The 19,811-nt window shown below is 65.0% G+C and carries 13 protein-coding genes and 1 tRNA gene; 5 read left to right on the top strand and 9 right to left on the bottom strand.

Features of this window, described 5'->3' with window-relative positions; all coding sequences use genetic code 11:
* Positions 1 to 12 precede the first annotated feature (12 nt).
* The 4 genes from JAO73_RS17870 to JAO73_RS17855 form a co-directional block, all read right to left on the bottom strand.
* Positions 13 to 966 carry a transketolase family protein gene (locus JAO73_RS17870; protein WP_198978500.1) on the bottom strand — a complete coding sequence of 318 codons (954 nt, stop codon included), beginning with the start codon at positions 964 to 966 and terminating at the stop codon, positions 13 to 15.
* A 137-nt stretch (positions 967 to 1,103) separates the two neighbouring features.
* Entirely contained in the window at positions 1,104 to 1,961 is an 858-nt protein-coding gene (locus tag JAO73_RS17865) for a transketolase (protein ID WP_198978499.1), read from the bottom strand.
* Between the two features lie 36 nt (positions 1,962 to 1,997).
* Positions 1,998 to 2,804 (bottom strand): cytidylyltransferase domain-containing protein, encoded by an 807-nt coding sequence (locus JAO73_RS17860; RefSeq protein WP_198978498.1) that lies wholly within the window; start codon positions 2,802 to 2,804, stop codon positions 1,998 to 2,000.
* A 125-nt stretch (positions 2,805 to 2,929) separates the two neighbouring features.
* Positions 2,930 to 4,006: a CDP-glycerol glycerophosphotransferase family protein gene (locus tag JAO73_RS17855; protein WP_198978497.1), complete on the bottom strand. Its 1,077-nt coding sequence runs from the start codon at positions 4,004 to 4,006 to the stop codon at positions 2,930 to 2,932.
* A 250-nt stretch (positions 4,007 to 4,256) separates the two neighbouring features.
* Between JAO73_RS17855 and JAO73_RS17850 the strand changes: the two genes are divergently transcribed.
* Complete coding sequence (locus JAO73_RS17850) at positions 4,257 to 4,892, top strand: sce7726 family protein (RefSeq protein ID WP_198978496.1); 636 nt, start codon at positions 4,257 to 4,259, stop codon at positions 4,890 to 4,892.
* A gap of 55 nt (positions 4,893 to 4,947) precedes the next feature.
* Here JAO73_RS17850 and JAO73_RS17845 read toward each other — a convergent pair whose 3' ends face one another.
* Both JAO73_RS17845 and JAO73_RS17840 read right to left on the bottom strand, forming a co-directional pair.
* Positions 4,948 to 5,730 (bottom strand): GDSL-type esterase/lipase family protein, encoded by a 783-nt coding sequence (locus tag JAO73_RS17845; RefSeq protein WP_198978495.1) that lies wholly within the window; start codon positions 5,728 to 5,730, stop codon positions 4,948 to 4,950.
* 144 nt (positions 5,731 to 5,874) lie between these two features.
* A tRNA-Asp gene (locus tag JAO73_RS17840) sits at positions 5,875 to 5,950 on the bottom strand.
* Positions 5,951 to 6,316: 366 nt separating this feature from the next.
* Here JAO73_RS17840 and dinB point away from each other — a divergent pair.
* The 4 genes from dinB (at position 6,317) to JAO73_RS17820 (ending at position 13,885) form a co-directional block, all read left to right on the top strand.
* Entirely contained in the window at positions 6,317 to 7,396 is a 1,080-nt protein-coding gene (gene dinB, locus JAO73_RS17835; protein WP_198978494.1) for a DNA polymerase IV, read from the top strand.
* Positions 7,397 to 7,671: 275 nt separating this feature from the next.
* Positions 7,672 to 9,807 (top strand): carboxy terminal-processing peptidase, encoded by a 2,136-nt coding sequence (locus tag JAO73_RS17830; RefSeq protein WP_198978493.1) that lies wholly within the window; start codon positions 7,672 to 7,674, stop codon positions 9,805 to 9,807.
* A 135-nt stretch (positions 9,808 to 9,942) separates the two neighbouring features.
* Entirely contained in the window at positions 9,943 to 13,011 is a 3,069-nt protein-coding gene (locus JAO73_RS17825; protein ID WP_198978492.1) for a PAS domain-containing sensor histidine kinase, read from the top strand.
* Between the two features lie 199 nt (positions 13,012 to 13,210).
* On the top strand, positions 13,211 to 13,885 hold the full coding sequence (locus tag JAO73_RS17820) for an HAD family hydrolase (RefSeq protein ID WP_198978491.1): 675 nt from the start codon (positions 13,211 to 13,213) through the stop codon (positions 13,883 to 13,885).
* Positions 13,886 to 14,007: 122 nt separating this feature from the next.
* Here the strand turns inward: JAO73_RS17820 and JAO73_RS17815 are convergent, their stop codons facing one another.
* From JAO73_RS17815 to JAO73_RS17805, 3 genes are all read right to left on the bottom strand, one after another.
* Positions 14,008 to 14,292 carry a hypothetical protein gene (locus JAO73_RS17815; RefSeq protein WP_198978490.1) on the bottom strand — a complete coding sequence of 95 codons (285 nt, stop codon included), beginning with the start codon at positions 14,290 to 14,292 and terminating at the stop codon, positions 14,008 to 14,010.
* 84 nt (positions 14,293 to 14,376) lie between these two features.
* A complete protein-coding gene (locus tag JAO73_RS17810) occupies positions 14,377 to 16,281 on the bottom strand; it encodes a CocE/NonD family hydrolase (protein WP_198978489.1) in 1,905 nt (634 codons plus the stop codon).
* 111 nt (positions 16,282 to 16,392) lie between these two features.
* Entirely contained in the window at positions 16,393 to 19,695 is a 3,303-nt protein-coding gene (locus JAO73_RS17805; RefSeq protein ID WP_198978488.1) for an AsmA-like C-terminal region-containing protein, read from the bottom strand.
* Positions 19,696 to 19,811: the final 116 nt, after the last annotated feature.

Below are 19,811 nucleotides of genomic sequence, written 5' to 3'. Positions count from 1 at the left end.
CATAGTGCGTCTCTACTCCGCAAACTCGTTTTCGAGCACCGCCGGGCCGTCGGCAATGGCCGCGCCCGACTCGCCCAGATACTCGGTGATGCGGCGGGCGATGTGGTGGCCGGTGAAGCCCTCGTGCTCCAGCACCGCGCTGAGGCGGCCGGGGCGGTACCAGCGCTCCTCCAGCGCCAGCGGCAGCACCCGGGCCGTGAGCTGGTTACGCAGCAGCACCTCGGCCAGAATGGAATAAAGGCCGCCGGTGACGAAATGGTCTTCCACCGTCACAATAAGGGAGCCGCGCCGTACCACCTCCAGGAGAGCGGCTTCGTCTATCGGCTTGAGGCTGCGCAGGTTGACGAGGCCCACCGATTTGCCTTGGGCCTGCAGCAGTTCGCGGGCCACCAGCGTTTGCTCGAAGAGCATGCCGTAGGTGAGAATGGTCACGTCGGTGCCTTCGGCCACGATTTCGGCTTTGCCCATTTCAAAAGGAGCGTGCTCGTAGGTGGCGGGGCGGGTGTTGACGCGCACGTAAGCCGGCTGGGGCGAGGCCCAGATGGCCGGCAGCATGGCCAGCATGTCCTGCTCGTCGGCCGGCGCGAAAACCGTCATGCCCGGAATGCCGCGCATCAGGCTCACGTCCTCAATGGCCTGGTGCGTGGGCCCGTTGCCATCGGACAGGAAGCCGGGCACGAAACCGCTCAGCTTCACCGGCAGCTGGCCGATGCCCACGTCGGTGCGGATAAATTCGAACGCCCGCAGCGTGAGGAAGGTGGCCAGGGCGTGCACCACCGGCACGCGGCCGCGCAGGGCCAGCCCTGCTGCGGCGCCAATCAGCGTTTGCTCCGTGATGCCAGTGTCGATGAAGCGCGGGCCCAGCACATCGGGCAGGTTGCGAATGAGGGCGCGGTTTTCGGCCGTCATCACCACAATGCGCTCATCGGCCAGGGCGGTTTGCTTGATTAGTTCTTCGTAGTTCATTGCGTTGTAGCGTCAAAATCGCCTGTCATCCTGAGCAGAGCGAAGGACCTTCTCACGTTTGCGCAGCATGTGTTACTGCAAACCGTTCTTGTGTGATAAAGTCCTTCGCTCTGCTCAGGATGACAGATAGGATTGAATTAACGGACAGTCAGCGTTTCGCTCGTCAAAGTCGTGGCCACCTGGCTGTGCAGCTCGCGCAGCAGCTCCTCCACTTCCTCCGAAGAGAAATTGCAGAACCACCGGTCGGCCCGGGCCTCGATGCTGGGCAGGCCACGGCCGCGCACCGTGTCGCAGATGATAACCGAGGGCTTGGTGTCGGAGAAGGGCAGGGCCGAGAAAGCTTCTTGCAGCTGCGCGAAATCGTGGCCATCAATCCGGCGCACTTCGCAGCCGAAGGCCTCAAACTTGGGCGCCATGGGCTCCAGCGGAATGAGGTCTTCGGTGGCCACGTTGGCCTGGAAGTGGTTGCGGTCGACGACCAGCGTGAGGTTATTGATTTTGTGCGCGCTGGCCACCAGCAGGCTTTCCCACACCGTCCCCTCGTTCAGCTCGCCGTCGCCGGTGATGACGATGACCTTGTTGTCCTGGCCGCGCATCCGGCAGTCCAGGGCCACGCCCAGGGCCACGCTGGGCAAGTGGCCCAGCGAGCCCGAATGGAATTCCACGCCCGGCACGTGGCGGTTGGGGTGCCAGTAAATGTGGTCGTCGGTGCTCAGGTGCTGGTCGAGGCGGGCCTTGTCGAGGAAGCCGAGCTCCACGAAGGTGCCGTAGAGGGCCGGCACGTCGTGGCCCTTGCTCAGGAACAGGTAGTCGCGCGTGGGGTCCTGCAGGTTGTCGGGCCGCACGTTCAAAAACTCGCTGTAGAGGTAGACCAGCAAATCGGCGCAGCTCAGCGAAGCGCCGGTGAAGCAGCCGCCGTCGGTGCTCAGGCGCACGATGTGCTCGCGCACCTTGAGGGCCGTTTTCTCTAGTTTTTGTTGGGTCTCGGGAGTCATAAGGGGCATTGGGAGCAGCTCAAGCCGAAGCAAGTGCTACAGGGTTCGGGTTTGTGAGGAGTCCACGGTTTTCAGCTCATCTAAATGGTTGCGGTACCAGTTCACGCCGGCGTAGCGGGCATTGAGCTGGGCGATGTCGGGCCGTTTTTCCAGCAGGGCCAGAATATCCGACAGGCCAAAGGTCGGGTTTGTGGGGTACAGCGCTTCGTACACGGCCTTTATGAAATCGTAATCTTCCGGGTAGTCAATGGTCCAGCGGTGGCTCATCGAGTAGTCGAGGCCGGCGTCCCATTCCACGTTGCCGACGCTAAACCGCCCGGGGTTTTCCCATATAAACGGAGTGGTGTGCTCGCGCTCCAGCGGCCGCTGGGCCTCGCGCCAGGCGGTTTCGAGCACGGTCATGGGCATCACTTCCACGTCGTTGCCATCAGGGAAAGTAGCGGGGTGCAGGTTGCTCACAAAGTCGTAGCGCTCAGTGAAATCAAGGTAAAAGCCCACCACTTCGTCAATCACGGCCGGGTCGATGAGGGGGCAGTCCGACGGGATTTTCAGCACCACGTCGGCGCCGTAGTGGCGGGCGGCCTGGTAGTGGCGGTCGAGCAAATCCAGCGCGTCGCCGCGGAAGCACTCCAGGCCGTGGGCGGCGCACAGCTCGGCAATGGCATCGTCGGCGGCATCGGCGGTGGTGGCCACTGCCACGGTGCCGGCCAGGCGGGCCCGCTGCACCCGCTGCACCATGCGCAGAAGCAGCGGCTCGCCGGCCAGCGGCAGCAGCACCTTGCCCGGCAGGCGCGACGAGCCCATGCGGGCCTGTACGACGGTCAGAATCTTGGGAAGGGGCATAGAACAGCAGTTACGCTACCGCGTAGGCGGTCAGCAAACGGAAATACGCTAAAATTAGCCGGACAAAGTGCGCCCGTCCGGGCAAGTGCTTGGCTAATAAAATATTAAAATAGTGCCGCCCGTGCCTAGCCCGCTACCGGGGAAGCCGCCGCCGGCGCGATGGCGGCAAAGGCCTCGGCATCGTGCTGCCGCAGAAAGGCCGGCCCGCTGCCTTCAAACCGGCTAAAGCCCCGGCAAATGGCCGCAATGCGCCGGGCCGAGGTGCCGCCGTTCTGCCAGGGCAGCTTGCGGCGCAGGTCGTCCACGTCAAAGTAAGAGTGCACGGGCTTACCCAACGCCAGGCCCACGTACACCACGGTCGAGTATTGGGTGATGAGCTCCACGCAGTTGGCAATCATGTGGTCGGTGTTGCCTTCGGTGAAGATGAGCGTACCGGGCGGGGCGTGCTCCTTGATTTCATCCACGGCGCGGGGCAGTTCCTCGTTGGGGTGCAGCTTGAAGGCCAGCGGGCGGCCGTTGGCGATGCGGGCGCACTCCCGAATGAACTTGGGCCGGTTTTCGGGCGTGAAGGTTTCGCGTAGGTCGGAGGTGGCCACCAGCACGTAGCCGCGGTGCGGAAAGTCGTTGTGGCGCACCTGCTCGATGTTGTCGAAATTGGGAATGCCCGTCACCACGAGCTTGTCATGGTCCACGCCCACGCGCTCGAAGTGTTTGGCATAGCCTTCCGACGCCACGCAGTAAATGTCGCAGCAGTTGTTCATGCCGTTCAGGGCCGTGCCGATGGCCAGAATGGGGTAGCGCGTGAAGCGCTTCACCAGCCGGGCCCACACGTTGAGCGGGTCGGTCATGCCCTCTTGCACAAACACGGTTTTGGTGCGCCGAATCAGGGGCCAGGGCACAATCACGTCGGAGCAGCACACGATGAGGTCGTACTGGTTGTGGAAGACGCGGGCCTCAAAATCGTTTTTCAGGCCGTGCTCGGCCAGGTACTTATCGGCCTTGTCCTTGATTTTGCCCGTGACGATGGTTTTGTCGAGCCCGCCTGTCCAGAGCAGAAACTTGTAGAAGGGGCGCTGCCAGCCGTCGTAGTACAGCTGGCTGAAGTAGGGGTCGAACTCGTCGTCCAGCAGCTGCGCAATTTGATGCATCTGCGTGGTTTGGTTGGGCGAGCCGATGAGGAACAACGCTTTTTTTCGGGACATGCAGGAAACAGATGAAGCGGCCAGACCGGTACCATGCCCCCGCCCACGCCCGGCGGCCGGGCCCGGGGCAGCCGGTTCCGAAGGGCAATTTGCCGCGCAGCGGCCGAAACAGGGACGAGGCAAGGTACAGCGCCGGAGGCAAAATAAGTGCGCGCCCGAGACGACCAGAAGCGGTTTTGCCGACGCAATTGCAGCGGCAAGTCGTCCTTGCTTTGGCGGGCTCGGGGGCGGGTTTATCTTTGAAGTTGCCATGAACGACCCGGAAATCCGCGCCCTGCTCTACCCGCTCCTCACGGGGGGCGTGCACATCAACGAGCTGCCCACCGGCACCACCCGGGCCGACGTGGTGCACATCACCGAGCATTTCATGCACGGCTACGAGGTGAAGGGCGACGGCGACACCCTGCAGCGCGTGGCCAACCAGCTGCGCTGCTACGGCGAGGTCTACGATTTTGTCACCTTCATCGTCACCGAAAAGCACCTGGCCAAGCTGCTGCCGCTGCTGCCCGAGTGGGTGGGCGTGCACGTGGCCGCGCCCGGGGGCCTGCGCGTGCACCGGGCCGCCTGCTACAACGCCACGGTGGCCCCGGCCCCGCTCGCGAAGCTGATTTTGCTGGAGGAAGTGAAGCAGTTTCTGCTGGCGCGGGGCCTGGCCGGGGCCAGCACCCTGCGCGGGGCCGAAATCGGTCGGTTTTTGCGCACCACCAACTTGGTGCCGCTCTCGGCGCTGGCGCAGTACGTGCGCCAGCGCCTCATGGCCCGCCTGCCCGAGCGCCTGCTTATGCGCGCCGAGCGCAAGGCCGAGCGCGAGCGCCTGCCCCCGCGCCGCAAGCCCAAAGCCCGGCGCAAAAAGTCGGCCGCCAAGAAAAAAGCCCGCGCCGTGTAGCCCCGCAAGCTGCTGGCAGACAGAACCCGGCGAACCGCCGCAGCGGTGGCCCTGCCTACTTCTTGTTCAGGGCGGCGGCCACGGCTTGGTTTAGCAAGGGCTCCATCACGCGGTAGCCGGTTAGGTTGGGGTGCACGCCGTCGGGGCCGTAGGCTTTTTTTAGGCCCTGGGCCTCATCGGCAAGGGCGGCGTGAAAGTCCAGGTACACAAACCGCTGCTGGTCGGCGTAGGCTTTGATTTGCCGGTTGAGGGCCACAATTTTTGGGGCCGGCTGCAGGCCTTTGCGCCACCAGAAGTCGGCGGCCGGCGTCACCGAGGCCAGCACCACCCGAACGCCGTGGGCCCGGGCCAGTTCGGCCATGGTCATGAGGTTGTTGAGGGTGGTTTGCGGGGAGTAGGGGCCGCTGTTTTCGGCCACGTCGTTGATGCCGCCCAGGATGACCACCACGGCCGGGCGCAGGTTCAGCACGTCGGCCCGGAAACGCACCAGCAGCTTGCCCGAGGTTTGCCCGCTGATGCCGCGCCCCACGTACTCATAGGGCTTGCCGCCAAAAAAGGCCGAGTCGGCCTTCACCCAGCCTTCGGTGATGGAATTGCCGATGATGACCACGCGGGACACGCCGGGCGTGGGCGCGGGCATGCGCTGGTTGGCCGCGGCGTAGCGCTGCAGGTAGGCCCAATCGTTGCGCAGCAGGTAGTCCTGCTGGCGGGCGTAGGCCTCGTCGGCCGCTTTTTTGGCCGCGTCGGGGGCGGCGGGCTGCTGGGCGCGGGCGGCCAGGGGCAGCAGCGCAGCAGCGGCCAGCAGCCAGGCCGGCAGGGGCGCAATGAAGGAAGACATGGGCACGTGCATTTGAACTGCCCGAAACTAGCATTCGGGGCCTAATCGTCGCTACGGCCAAGCACATGCCGCAATGCCCGTCAAAACGGCCGCCGGTCCGCCGGGTCAAAAAAAAGTCCCGGTCGTAATCGACCGGGACTCAGGCTGTGAAGAGAGGACTCGAACCTCTAATTGTACTAGCGAGATAGGCTAGCGCGTCTGCCAATTCCGCCACCCCACAGTGTTTGTGATGCAAATTTAAGGCAATAATTAATTGAAAGGCAAATAGTTGGCTGAAATAAATTTTTGTGAGTACTCACGCATCTTTTAATAAAATGAGTGAAACAGCTCCTTTTATCAGCGGTGAAACCCCCATTATTTATTCCGAGTCCAACATTCAGCCAGTCGTAGAGGCATTGGTGTTTTCATTCGGGTTCAGGGCAAAAGTAGCGACTCTAAAAATCGTGCGCAATACCATTTGTCTTAAAAAGACAAAATTTTTTGTGTAATACATCCTATAAATAGTTTTGCTGGGTTTGGCGAAAATGCGTGTGGGCGGCTGGCGGGAGCGGTTGGTATCTTCGCGGGCCCCAAAAGCCGCCTGTTGATGAGCACCTTTCCCCTTCGCAAAATCATCCACCTGGACATGGATGCGTTTTATGCCTCGGTGGAGCAGCGCGATAACCCCGAGCTGCGCGGCCGGCCCGTGGCCGTGGGCGGGGCCCGGGAGCGGGGCGTGGTAGCGGCGGCCAGCTACGAAGCCCGCGCGTTTGGGGTGCGCTCGGCCATGCCGTCGGTCACGGCCCTGCGCAAGTGCCCGGAGCTGCTGTTTGTGCCGCCCCGCTTTGCCGTGTACAAGGAGGTGTCGCGCCAGATTCGGGCCATTTTTGCCGAGTACACGCCGCTCATCGAGCCCGTGTCGTTGGACGAGGCCTACCTCGACGTGACGCACAACCTCAAGCAGCTGGATTCGGCCACCCAGATTGCGCGCGAAATCCGGACCAAAATTCTGGCCGAAACCCAGCTCACGGCCTCGGCGGGCATTTCCTACAATAAGTTCCTGGCCAAGCTGGCCTCCGACTACCGCAAGCCCAACGGCCAGTTTGTGGTGCGGCCCGAGCAGGGGCTGGCCTTTGTGGAGGGGCTGGCGGTGGGGCAGTTTCACGGCGTGGGGCCGGTCACGGCGGCCAAGATGAACCAGCTGGGCATTTTCACCGGGGCCGATTTGCGGGCCCAGTCCGTTGAGTTTTTGCAGCAGCACTTTGGCAAAGCCGGGCGCTACTACCACGCCATTGCCCGCGCCGAAGACCACCGGCCGGTGGAGGCCGACCGCCTGCGCAAGTCGGTGGGTTCCGAAACCACTTTTGCCACCGACCTCACCGCCTTCGCCGACCTGCTCGACGGCCTGCGCCCCTCCATTGAGGAAGTGTGGGAGTACTGCCAGCGCTCGGGCATCCTGGGCCGCACCGTGACGGTGAAAGTGAAGTTTGCCGACTTCCAGCAAATCACGCGCAGCCGCAGCGCCGTGGGGCCCATCCCCAACCAGGGCGTGCTGGAGCGCATTTGCCGTGAGTTGGTGGAGGGGCTTTTCCCGCTGCCCAAGGGCGTGCGGCTGCTGGGCGTCACGCTCTCGAACCTGGACACGGGCCAGCCCGCCGCCGGGCGCCAGCTCACGCTGAGCTTTTGAGAGGGCTGGAGCACGCCACGTGCGGGGTTGTGCATGGGGTTTTTGTGCGGCAAGTGCTGGAAAAGTGACTCAAAAGGCCAAAAAAATTGTAGTAGAAAATATAGTCGCGCTTTCTACCCGTGGCGGTATTCATTTCCGCAACCCAACCGATTACCTTGCCGACCTTAGCCGCTTGGCCAGCTTGATTCTGGCAAGGTTCTGGCCTTCTTTCGCGCACCGGGCCGCTTTTTGGCTGGTCCGGGCAACCCTACCTGACTTCTAACCATCTCCCTCGCATGAATTTTTCCCGCTTTAAGCTTGGAGTGTATTCCACTTCGGTGCTGGCCCTGCTGGGGCTGGCTTCTTTCTCGGTGTACCAGGGCACGCCCCCGCGCGACCAGGTGGTGCTGGGCGTGATGCTGCAGGGCCTGTCGCAGCTGCACTTCCAGCCCGAAAAGATTGACGACCAGTTTTCGCAGCGCGTGTTCGACCTTTACCTCAAGCGCGTAGACGTGAACAAGCAGTTTCTGCTGGCGCCGGAAGTGGCCGCCCTGCGCCAGTACCAAACCAAGATTGACGACGAGCTGCGCGGCGGCACCCACGAGTTTCTGGACGCCACCAGCCAGCTGCTGAGCAAGCGCACCCTCGAAATTCAAAGCCTGTACCGCCAGCTGCTGGCCAAGCCCTTCGACTTTTCGGTGCAGGAAACCTGGGAAACCGACCCCGCCAAGGCCACCTACGCCGCGACCCCGGCCGCCCAGCGCGAGCAGTGGCGCAAGCTGCTGAAGTACCAGACCCTGGCCCAGCTTTCGGAGCTGATGGACGAGGAAGCCCGCAAAAAGGACAAGCCCCTGGCCGCTACCAAAGCCGGCGCCGCGGCCTCTACCACTTCCGACCGGCCCCGTACGGCCACGGAGCTGGAGGCCGAGGCCCGCAAACGCGTGCTGAAATACTACGACGAGTATTTCGACGACCAGCTGAAAACCGACGCCAACGACCGCCTGGCCGAGTTTGCCAACGTCATTGCCAACACCTACGACCCGCACACCGACTATTTTGCCCCCATCGTGCGCGAAAACTTCGACATCACCATGTCGGGGCGGCTGGAGGGCACGGGCGCGCTGCTACAAGCCGAAGACGGCCACCTGAAGGTGACCGACATTGTGGCGGGCTCCGCTTCGGCCCGGCAGGGCGAGCTGAAGGTGGGCGACATCATTCTGCGCGTGGCCCAGGGCGCCGCCGAGCCGGTGAGCGTGGAAGGCATGAAGTTCGAAAAGGCGGTGAAACTCATTCGCGGGCCCAAGGGCACCGAAGTGCGCCTCACGGTGCGCAAGCCCGATGGCGCCACGGTGGTCATCCCCATCATCCGCGACGTGGTGGTGATTGAGGAAACCTACGCCCAGTCGGCCGTCATCAAGCAAAACGGCAAGAACTACGGCTACATCCACCTGCCCACGTTCTATGCCGACTTCAGCGGCAAGGGCGGCCGCAGCAGCGCCGCCGACGTGAAAAACGAGCTGGCCAAGCTGAGCAAGGAAAACGTGGCCGGCGTGGTGCTCGACCTGCGCTACAACGGCGGCGGCTCCTTGCGCGACGCCGTGGACATGGGCGGCCTGTTTGTGCCCAGCGGCCCCATGGTGCAGGTGAAAACCAACCGCGGCAAGCCCCAGCCCGTGGCCGACGAAGACCCGCAGGTGCAGTACGCCGGGCCGCTGGTGGTGCTGGTGAACAAGTACAGCGCCTCGGCCTCAGAAATCTTGGCCGCCGCCATGCAGGACTACAAGCGCGCCGTGGTGCTGGGCAACCCCACCTACGGCAAAGGCACGGTGCAGCAGGTGTTCGACCTGGACAACGCCGTGTCGCCGGAAGTGGCGGCCCTCAAGCCGCTGGGCTCGGTGAAGCTCACCATTCAGAAGTTTTACCGCGTGAACGGCGGCTCGACCCAGTTCAAGGGCGTGACGCCCGATATCACCGTGCCTGATGCTTTGAGTTCCTACGCCAAGGGCGAAAAGGAGGCCGACTACCCGCTGCAGTGGGACGAGATTGCGCCCGCTACGTATCAGCCCACCAACTCGCTCCCGGCCTTGGATAAGCTGAAGGCCGCCAGCGCCGCCCGCGTGGCCGCCAGCCCCGGCTTCCGCCTCATCACCGAGGCGGCTCAGCGGGCCACCGAGCGCCGCAAGCAAACCACCCTCTCGCTGAACCTGGCGGCCTACCGCACCGCCCAGCAGCAAGCCCGCGACGCCAACAAGCTGCAAACCACGGCCCAGAACGCGCTGCCCGCCCTCGACATCGCCCTGCCCGCGCCCGACGCCACCCTGGCCAAAACCGACTCGGTGGTGGCCAAGCGCACGGCCCGCTTCCTGAAGCCGCTGCGCAAAGACGCCGCCATTGCCGAGGCCGTGGCCGTGATTGGCGACGAGCTGAAATAACCAGTTGGAGGCTGGCTAACCAAAACGCCCCCGCTGCCGTTGCGCAGCGGGGGCGTTTTGGTTAGCCGCGGGGTGGGCAAGCTGATTTCTGCGTATACGCTGAACCTTCCTGCCCACGCTGTGTACTTTCGCGGTATGCCCTTCGCTTCCCTACCCACTCTGCCGCTTGAGCTGCAGGCCATCTTTCCGGCCGAGGAACTGGTAGCGGGCCTGCTGGAAGGGTCGCTGGTGGGCGTGGCGCTGTACCGGCCCGTTCGGGGGGCCGATGGGCAGATTACCGACCTCACCATCGAGTTGCTGAATCCGGCGGCCCAGCGCATACTGCAGCAGCCCGCGCGCCCGGCGGGCACCTACCTGCAGTACTACCCGCACACCCTGGCCACGGGCGTGTTTGCGTTTCACTGCGAGGCTCTCGAAACCGGGAAGCCCATGCAAATGGAGGTGAACTACCAGGGCGACGGGCTGGACAACTACTTCCGGCTTTCGGCCCAGCGGGTAGGCCAGGGGCTGCTGGTGAGCTTCGACGACACGGGGCTGCACAGCCGCACGGCCGTGGAGCAGGCCCTGCGCGAAAGCCAGGCCCGCGAGCGCGCCGCCCTGGCCGAGGCCGAGCAGCAGCGCCAGCAGTTGTTCGACTTGTTTATGCAGGCCCCCGCCTGCATTGCCCGCACGGCGGGGCCAACGCACGTGTTCACCATGGCCAATGCGCCGTTCTGCGAGCTATTCGGCAACCGTGTTCTGCTAAATCTGCCACTGCGCGAGGCCTTGCCAGAGCTGCACGACCAGCCATTTCTAGACCTGCTCGACCAGGTGTACCGCACCGGGCGCACATACCACGGCCGCGAGGAAATGGCCTACCTCGACCAAGCCAACACGGGCCGGCTGAGCCCCGTGTACTTTAATTTCATTTACCAGGCCACGCGCGACGTGGCGGGCCAGGTATCGGGCCTGCTCATTTTTGCCTACGACGTGACGGCCCACGTGACGGCCCGGCAGCAGTCGGCGGAAAACGCCCAGCGGGCCAACGCCGCCAACGAAGAGCTGGCCGTCATTAACGAAGAGCTGCAGGCCGCCAACGAAGAAATCCGGGCCAGCAACGCCGAGCTGTTCAGCGCCCAGCTCACGCTGCACGAGCTGAACCAGGAGCTGGAGGCCCGCGTGGCCGAGCGCACCGCCCGCCTGCAGGACGCCCAGGCCGAGGCCGAGCGCCAGCGCGCGCGCCTCGAGCGCCTGTTTATGCAAGCCCCGGCGGCCATCTGCATCCTCGACGGGCCCGACCTGGTGTACGAACTGGTGAACCCCGGCTATCAGGCCCTGTTTCCAGGGCGCGCCCTGCGGGGGCGGCCCATTTTGGAGGCTTTGCCCGAAATTGCCAACCACGAGGTGTACCACACCTTTCGGCGGGTATACGAAACCGGCATCACCCACGAGGAGTACGCCATGCTCATTCCCTTTGCCCGGGCCGAAGGCGGCGAGCTGGAAGAACGGTTTTTCAACTACATCCAGCAGGCGCGCTACGACGAAGCCGGCCGCATCGACGGCATCCTCGTTTTTGCTTTTGAAGTGACCGAACAGGTGCTGGCCCGCCGCCGCACCGAGGCCCTGCAGGCCGAAGCCCTGCGCAACGCCGAGCAGCTGGTGCGCCAGCGCGAAACCCTGTACCAAGTGTTTGAGCAAACGCCGGCCAGCGTGGCCATTCTGCGCGGGCCCCGGCACCGCTTCGAGTACCTCAACCCCGGCTATCAGGCGCTGTTTCCCGGGCGCCCGCTGCTGGGGCAGGACCTGGCCGAGGCCCTGCCCGAGGCCGTTGCCTTCGGCTTCGTGGCCCTGCTCGACCAGGTATACACCACGGGCGAGCCCTTTTTTGGGGTGGAGCTGCCGCTGCAGGTATACGACGCGGCCGGCCAGCTGCTGCCCGAAACGTACTACACCTTCACCTACCAGGCCTACCGCGAGGCGGGCGCCACGGTGGGCGTGTCAATTTTTGCCTTTGACGTGACGCAACAAGTGCTGGCCCGGCGCCGCACCGAGGCCCTGCAGGAGGAGGTGCTGCGGCGCGAAGCGCAGCTCCAGGAGCTGTTTGAGCAGTCGCCGGTGGCCATTGCCGTGTTTCGGGGCCCTGAGTTTGTGATTGAGCTGGCCAACCCCGGCGTGTGCGAAATCTGGGGCCGCACCCGCGAGCAGGTGCAGGGCCAGCCCCTGCTGCTGGCCCTGCCCGAACTGCAGGGCCAGGGCTTTCAGGAGGTGCTGCAAGGCGTGATGAGCACGGGCCTCAGCTACATAGCCCAGGAGCAGCCCGCCCAGCTCATGCGCGGCGGGCAGCCCACCACGGTGTTGCTCAACTACGTGTACCAGCCCCTGCGCGCCGCCGACGGCCGCATCACGGGCGTGGCCGCCGTGGCCACCGACGTGAGCGAGCAGGTGGCCGCCCGCCAGCTCATGGCCCGCATCAACGCCGAGCTGAGCACCGCCAACCAGGCCGTGAGTGCCCGCAACGACGAGCTGGCCGCCGCCAACGCCCAACTCATTCGCACCAACCAGGACCTCGACAACTTCGTGTACGCCGCCTCGCACGACCTCAAGCAGCCCGTCAACAACCTTTCAGGACTGTTTGAGGAGCTGCGCCACGCCGCCACTTTCGCCGACGCCGACGAGGCCGACCTGCTCCTGCCCATGGTGGACGAGGCCCTGCACCAGCTGGCCACCACCATCGACGACCTGGCCGCCGTGGGCCAGGCCCAGCGCCTGCCCGAGCTGCCCGCCGAAACCGTGGACCTGGAAGAGCTGACCCAGGAAGTGCTCCAGACCCTGCAGCCGCAGGTGCTGGCCGCCCGCGCCCGCATCACCACCGACTTTGCCGCCCGCCCCACCATTTCCTACGCCCGCGCCAACCTGCGCACCATTCTGGCCAACCTGCTCAGCAACTCCCTCAAATACAACGACCCCGCCCGAACCTGCCGCGTGCACCTCTCGCTGTGGGTCGAAAACGCGCGCCCGGTGCTGCTGGTGGAAGACAACGGCCTGGGCTTTGATGTGCAGCGCCACCGCGACGAGCTGTTTCACTTGTTTCGGCGCTTCCACGACCACACCGAGGGCACGGGCGTGGGCCTCTACCTCGTCAACCGCATTGTGCAGAGCAACGGCGGCCGCGTGGAGGTGGAAAGCGAAGTGGGCGTGGGCACCACGTTTCGGCTGCATTTGTGAGGCTGATTGCACTGGCCGGACACCCCTCTTTTCGTCAGCTGGGGATGGGCCGGACCTGCCTTGGCTGAGCAGACCGGTGCCATTTCCAACCCGCCACCCGTGTTGAGGAATTCCGCCGCAGTCGAGCAATACCAGCGTGACAGCGCCGGCCGGGCCATAGCTCCGACCTTTGCGGCGTATTCAGCCCTTATTGCCTCGCATGAAAGCCTTCATTTTCGACCTCAACGGGACCATGATTCACGACATGGACTTCCACACCCGCGCCTGGCGCCACCTCTTCAACCACGACCTGGGCGGCCATTTCACCCACGCAGAAGTGAAGCCCCAGATGTACGGCAAAAACCAGGAAGTGCTGGTGCGCGTGTTCGGCCCCGACCGCTTCACGGCCGAAGAAATGGACCGCCTGTCGCTGGAAAAAGAGCGCCGCTACCAGCAGGAGTACCTGCCCAGCCTGGCGCTGCTGCCCGGCCTGGCCGAGTTTCTGGAGGCGGCGCACCAACGGGGCATTCCCATGGCCATCGGTTCGGCCGCCATCCCGTTCAACATCGACTTCGTGCTCGATAACCTGCACATTCGGCATTACTTCCGCGCCATCGTGAGCGCCGACGACGTGGTGCTGAGCAAGCCCCACCCCGAAACTTTCCTCAAAGCCGCCGCCCAGCTCGGCGTGGCGCCCGCCGACTGCCTCGTGTTTGAGGACGTGCCCAAGGGCGCCGAGGCGGCCCACAATGCCGGCATGCAAGCCGTGGTGCTCACCACTACCCACGAAGTCGAAGAGTTTGCCGCCCTGCCCAACGTGCTGCACTTCGCCCCCGATTTTACCGATGAGTTCGTGCGCGGGCTGGTGGGTGACAACGGGGCGAGAGAACGATAAAAAGAACGGTCCTGCTGAGCGCAGCCGAAGCATCTCTACCGAGGAAGTAAATGATTACTCTTCGCGGGAGAGATGCTTCGGCTGCGCTCAGCAGGACCGTTCTCATGGCCTTTACCTGAGGCCTACATCTTCGATTTCGACTTGCCTTTGGCGGCGCGCTTGGCGTCGCGGTGGGCCTTTTTCTCGGCGTCGGAGCGCGGGGCTACGGGCGTGCCCGTGCCGGGCGACAGCTTGTCGCGGTTGTTGGCAATGTTGGAGCCGTCCACGGCCGTGTTCACGCGGGACTGGTTGTTGGAAGGCGCCAAGGGGTTGGAGTCGTTGCTGGCGGGAACGTTGCTGGCCGGCGTGGTTTGGGCGAAAGCCGCCGTGCTCAGGCCCAAGGCCAGCGCGAGGGGAAGAATTTTCATGAGAGAAAGTAGGAAAGGAAGTGAAAAAGAATTCCCTGCCTACGCGCCACGGCCGGGTCGGGGTTGCGTGCCTCCCGAACCTGGCTACGGCAGCACCGGTACCCGCAGCGCCGACGGGTGCGCGGCGTCGTGGTACAGCCGGATGGTGGCTTTCTGAAAATCCTTGGCTTCGGCCGTGGCGATGGGCACGAAAGTTTGCGGGTTGCGGTCGACCAGCGGAAACCAGGTGCTTTGCACCTGCACCAGCAGCCGGTGGCCTTTCTGGAAGGTGTGGAGCACGTCGGGCAGCTCGTATTTCACCTCGGCGGGCTGGTTGGGCTTGAAGGCTTCGGGCTTGCTGAAGCTGTTGCGGAAGCGGCCGCGCATCACCTCGGCGCGCACCAGGCGCTGGGTGCCGTCGGGCAGCTCGTCGATGACTTTCACGATGAAGTCGGCGTCGGTGCCGGAGGTGCTCACCCACAGGTCGGCGGTGATGGGGCCGGCCAGCGTGAGGTCGCTGGGCAGCGTTTCGGTGCGAAAGGAGAGGACATCGGGCCGATTGGCGGCAAAGCGTTGGTCCTCAATCATGTACTCGTTGTTGCGGTCGCCGTGGACGACGGCAGTGTAGGGCACGGGGTTGGCCGGGTCGCTGAGGTATTGATAGGGAATTTTGACGCTTTTATCAGCGCCAGTTCTTTGAACGTATGGAGGTGTAATCAGTCCTTTGTTTGTGTGTTGTGGGTCAACTACAACAAGGCTGTTTCCTGTTTCGAAACGTAACATGCGTGTCTCCGCAGCCGGCGGCCAGGCCGCGTATGTCTTCCACTCGTTCGTGCCGGTGTTGAACACCGTGGCCTCGGCTGGGTTGAAGCTGCCTTTGTCCTTCAGGTAGAAGTTGAAAAACGGCGTTTCCAGCGTTCGGCGGTAGGTTTCGGCGGTGTTGGAGCCGAAGCTGAGGGGGCCGAACTTGCTCCAGTCGGGGCGGGCCCAGGCGCCGTGGGTCCAGGGGCCCATCACGAGGCGATTGGTGGCGCCGGGGTTTTGCTGCTCAATGGCCTTGTAGGTGTTCAGGGCCCCGAACAGGTCTTCGGCGTCGAACCAGCCGCCCACCACCAGCACGGCCGGTTTCACGCCCGTGAGGGCCGTGCGGATGTTGCGCGCCTGCCAGTAGGCGTCGTAGGTTTCGTGCTGCTGGTACTCGTTCCAGATGCGGGCCCGGTTGTTGAAATACTGCGGGCCGTTGGCGTTTTTGACGGGGCCGAGGTCGAGGAAGAACTTGTAGGCGTCCTTGGGCTCAAACTCGAACAGCTGCTTGTATTGCGCCACCGGCTGCGGCCGCGGCACGTCAAAATAATTGGTGAAGTCAAAGTTGTCGAGCAGGAAAAACGCGCCCTTGTGCCGCGCGTCGTCGCCCATAAACTCGTCCGTGACCGGGGCTTGCGGCGACACGGCTTTCAGCGCCGGGTGGGCATTCGGCAGCGCCGCCGTGGCGTAGAAACCGGGGTAGCTGATGCCCGACATGCCCACGCGGCCGTTGTGGCCGGGCACGTTCTTCAGCAGCCATTCAATGGTGTCGTAGGTGTCGGTGCTTTCGTCGTGGGCTTTGCCGGCGGCGGTGGACGTGGCCGGCAAAGCCGGCGTCATCTCCTCAAACCGGCCCTCGCTCATGTAGCGCCCGCGCACGTCCTGCCGCACAAAAATGTACTTTTCTTCCGTCAGCTCGCGGCTGGGACCAGGCCCGCGGCCGGGGTATTTCTGCTCGCCGTAGGGCCCGGCCGAGTAGGGCGTGCGCGTGAGCAAAAACGGGTAAGGCGTGGTCGCCGAGGCGTCTTTGGGCACGTAGATGGTGGTGTAGAGCCGCACCCCGTCGCGCATCGTAATCCGGCGGTCGAGCTTGGTGTAGTGCTGCCGCACGTACACCGAATCCTGCGGCCCCGATTGGGCCCGGGCGGCCGGGGCATTGGCACAGATGGCAGCCAGAAGGGCAAGCGTGAGGCAGGGGCGAAGCATGGGGAAAGAGAAAGTGCGAAGAGGAAATGTGAATTGAGTAGCCAAAGAACGTCATGCCGAGCGCCGCGGCATCCCGCGTGCACCGTCAGGCCTTGACGTTCTGCATTGAGCTCAGCGCAGCAACCGCACCGTGGTGTCGAGGCGCTGGCTGATGAGGTAGTCGCGGTACTGCTGGCGCAGGCGGGCCATGGCCTCGCGCTGCTCGTCGCGCTGAAACAGGCGCACTTTGTATTTTTCTTTCGGGGCGGTGCGGCGCAGGTTCACGTAGGTCAGCTTGCCGTTGTCGGATTGGCTGACCGGCTCCCCGTTCTGAATGCGCTCCACGCGCTTGTCGTTGTTGCCGAACAAGGCCTGCAGCGGTTTCAGGCCAACGAAGAGGTTGGTGGCGCCGTCGAGCCCGTAGTGCCCGCCGATTTCGAGGTTGCTCAGGTTGCTGTTCAGGCGCAGGCCGGGGATGATGAGCTGGCTCTGCGTCAGCAAAAACTCGCCGCTCACGGGTTCGAAATACAAGTGGCTGGTGCGTTCGGCTTTCATAAACTTCAGCGCTTCCATCAGCACTTCCACGTTCAGCAGCTCCAGGCCCTTGATGTCCGTTTTGAGGTAGCCGTCGGTGGCCGACAAGCTGGGCAAAAACCGCGCATTCAAGTCGGTGCGGATGTCGGCCACGCCCCGCACGCTGCCCCGCACGTTGTCGCCGCCCAGCACGTTGAGGCCCATGGCCGTGATGGTGCCGAACAGGGCCGGCAGGGCCACGTCCTGCAGGCGCATTTGCAGCTGCGTGGGGTGGTGGGCGCGGTTGGCGGTGCTGCGCATCGAGCCGCTCAGGCTGATGCGGCCGTCCAGCGCTTCCACCGAGCACTCGTCCAGCCGGGCCTGGCCTTCGAGCAGATGGGCCAGCAGCCGAAACTTCCCCCCGCTGAGGGCGGCATAGTTCACGCGGTCGGCTTCCACGTGCAGCACCGCGCTCAGCACCCCGTTCGAGAGCAGCGAGCGGTTCTCCTTCGATTCGGCCCGCAAGGCGCGGCGCTCGGCCCGGCGCTCGGCCCGCGCCAGGGTCTGGGCAGTAAACACGGTGTCGGCCGAGGTGGTGAGGTTGGCGATGAGGCCCAGCAGGCGCGTCACGTCGAGGGTGGCGTAGCGCAGGGTCAGGTCGGCGTCGGCGGCCAGCAGGCGTAGGTTTTCTACCTGCGCCGTGGCGGTGGCCTCGCCCCGGCCGCCCTCCGGCGTCCGAAACCGCAGGTAGGGCAGGCGCAGCAGCGAACCCGTTTTTATCAGCTTCAGGTTCACGCTGCCCAGGCTTTCTTCTTCGGGCAACTGCACGTGGTCGATGTCGAGGGTGAGGCGGCCGTTGGCGGCCAGCAACAGGTCGCGCAGGGCCGGCACGGCCACGCCCGGCGCCTTGCCCGGGCGGCGGGCGCGGGCGGCGGCGCGCGGCTCGGGCCGGGTGAAGCGCTCCACAAATTGCCGGTAGTTCAGGTGGGCAAAGTGCACGCCCAGCTCGTATTCCACGGGCGCCACGCGGTTGTCGGGGTCGGTGGGCCAGTGCACGTTGCCGCGCACTTCGCCGCCCCACACCCGGCCCGCCAGCTGCTGCAGCTGCACCTGCCGGCCGTCGTGGCGCACGGTCACGGCCAGGTCGTAGAGGGTGTCGGAAGCCAGCAGCAGGCGCTGGCAGCGCAGGCTGGCGTCGAGCAGCAGGCCCGGCGGAATCAGCTCGCTGCCCAGCGTGGCGGCCAGCTGGGCGCGGTTGCGCGGGGCGCGGCGCGGCTTGGGCAGGCTGGTGGGCGCGAAATTCGGCCCCGCCGTGCGCGGCACCGGCCGCAGCAGCGTGCGCAGGCTGGCCACGCGCAGCTCATCCACCGCAAACGAGCCTTTGATGCTGGCCGTGGCGTGCTGCCCGGTTAGGTAGTCGAGCAGGTACACGGTGGTGGCCGAGGCCTGAAACCGCATCCCGTTGAGCACGCCGGCGGCGTTGGAAAGCTGCCACAGGCTGTCCTGCAGCCCCACGTTCACGTCGAGTTGGGTAAGGTCGGCGCCGCGGGCGGGCAGCCGAAACGAGGCCCCGCGCAGGTTCACCGTGCCCCGCAGCGACATGTTCTTGCGCGGCTCCAGGTCCGGGCGGCCCGGCGGCGGGGGCAGCAGGCCGCGCACCTGCACGTCGAGGTCGGCCAGGCCGGCGCGGGCGCGCCAGCGGCCCGGCGACACCACCGCGGCCAGCTCCGGCAGCTCGGTGCGCCCCCGGAAGCGCCCGTTCACGTACGGCCGCTTGAAGTCGCGCAAGGTCATGGCCACGTCGAGGCGGCCGGCGCGGGAGTAAATCCGGCAACGCTTCAGGGTGAGCACCTGGGAGCGCACGTTGTGGCGGGGGCCGTTGTCGAGGGTGCCGGCCAGGTCCCAGCGCGTGATGTGGCGCGCCTCGCCGGGCCACTTCAGGCTGGCGGCCTGCAGGCCAAACTCCAGCACGTTGTGCGGCGTCACTTTGGGCCCGCTCAGCCCCGTGATGGTGTAGTGAATGTGCGCTTTGCTGGGGCTGCTGGCGCCGGCCAGATAGGGCTCGAGGCGGGGCGGCAGGGCCGCGTGCAGCACGTCGGTGAGGGGCTGGTTGCCCACAAAGCGCAGGTTCATGAGGGCGCCCTCGGGATGGTCGGGGGCCACGGTGTGGGTGCCGCTCACCCGAATGGTGTCGCCGTTGAGGGTGGCGCGGGTGCGGTAGAGCAGGCCCTGGCGGTTGGCAAACGTGTAGCGGTAGTGCACGGCCGCGTGCACCGGCTCGCGCTCAAACAAGGTGCCGGCCCGCGTGCGCAGGTAGCTCAGCTGGCCATCCAAGGTGCCGGCCACCCGCAGCACGCCGCCCTGCAGCCGGGCCGACAGGTGGGCCGCGTCGACCTGGGCGCCAAAGGCCGTGCGCAGGTAGCCATTCTGGGCGCTGAAGCGGAAATTCGACACCCGCAGCTCGTCCAGCTCCAGGTTCACCAGCGGCGGCTTGCCGGTGCCGCGGCGCCGCTTGCCGCGCAGCCCCCAGGACCGGCCCAGCGAGTCGACCCGCTCCCGGAAGTCCACGTCGGTCACGGCCAGGCGCTTCACCTGCAGCTGCCCGCGCAGCAGCCGCAGTAGCTCCACGCGCAGGTCGGCGCGGGCGATGCGCAGCACGGGCATGCGCCGGCCGTAGGACGTATCGGTGAGGGCAATGTGCTGAATGGACGCCGTGAGGTGCGGAAAGTCGCGCCACGGCGACAGTTCCACCGTGAAGGGCTCCAGCACCAGCTCCGAATTGCGGGTGAGGGCCCGGCGCACTTTTTGGGCCACCAGCCGGCGGCCGTAGTCGCTGCCCAGCAGCCACACGGCCGCCACTCCCCCCAGCACGCACAGCAGAAGCACTGCCGCTACCACGCGCCGGAAGGAAAATGATTTCATAAGAGCCGTATTTGCCGTTGCTGCCGCCGAACTGGCCGCACACCGTTCGGCCAAAGTAGCCCAAATACGAGAAAAGCGGCGCCGTGAAGGCGTTTCAACCGGCGAAGAGGCCAGAA

Origin of the sequence: Hymenobacter miniatus (assembly GCF_016427455.1) — a bacterium.
GTDB classification, from domain to species: domain Bacteria; phylum Bacteroidota; class Bacteroidia; order Cytophagales; family Hymenobacteraceae; genus Hymenobacter; species Hymenobacter armeniacus.
The sequence above is the reverse complement of the archived record's forward strand: the minus strand, read 5'-3'. Positions and strand labels throughout refer to the sequence as shown.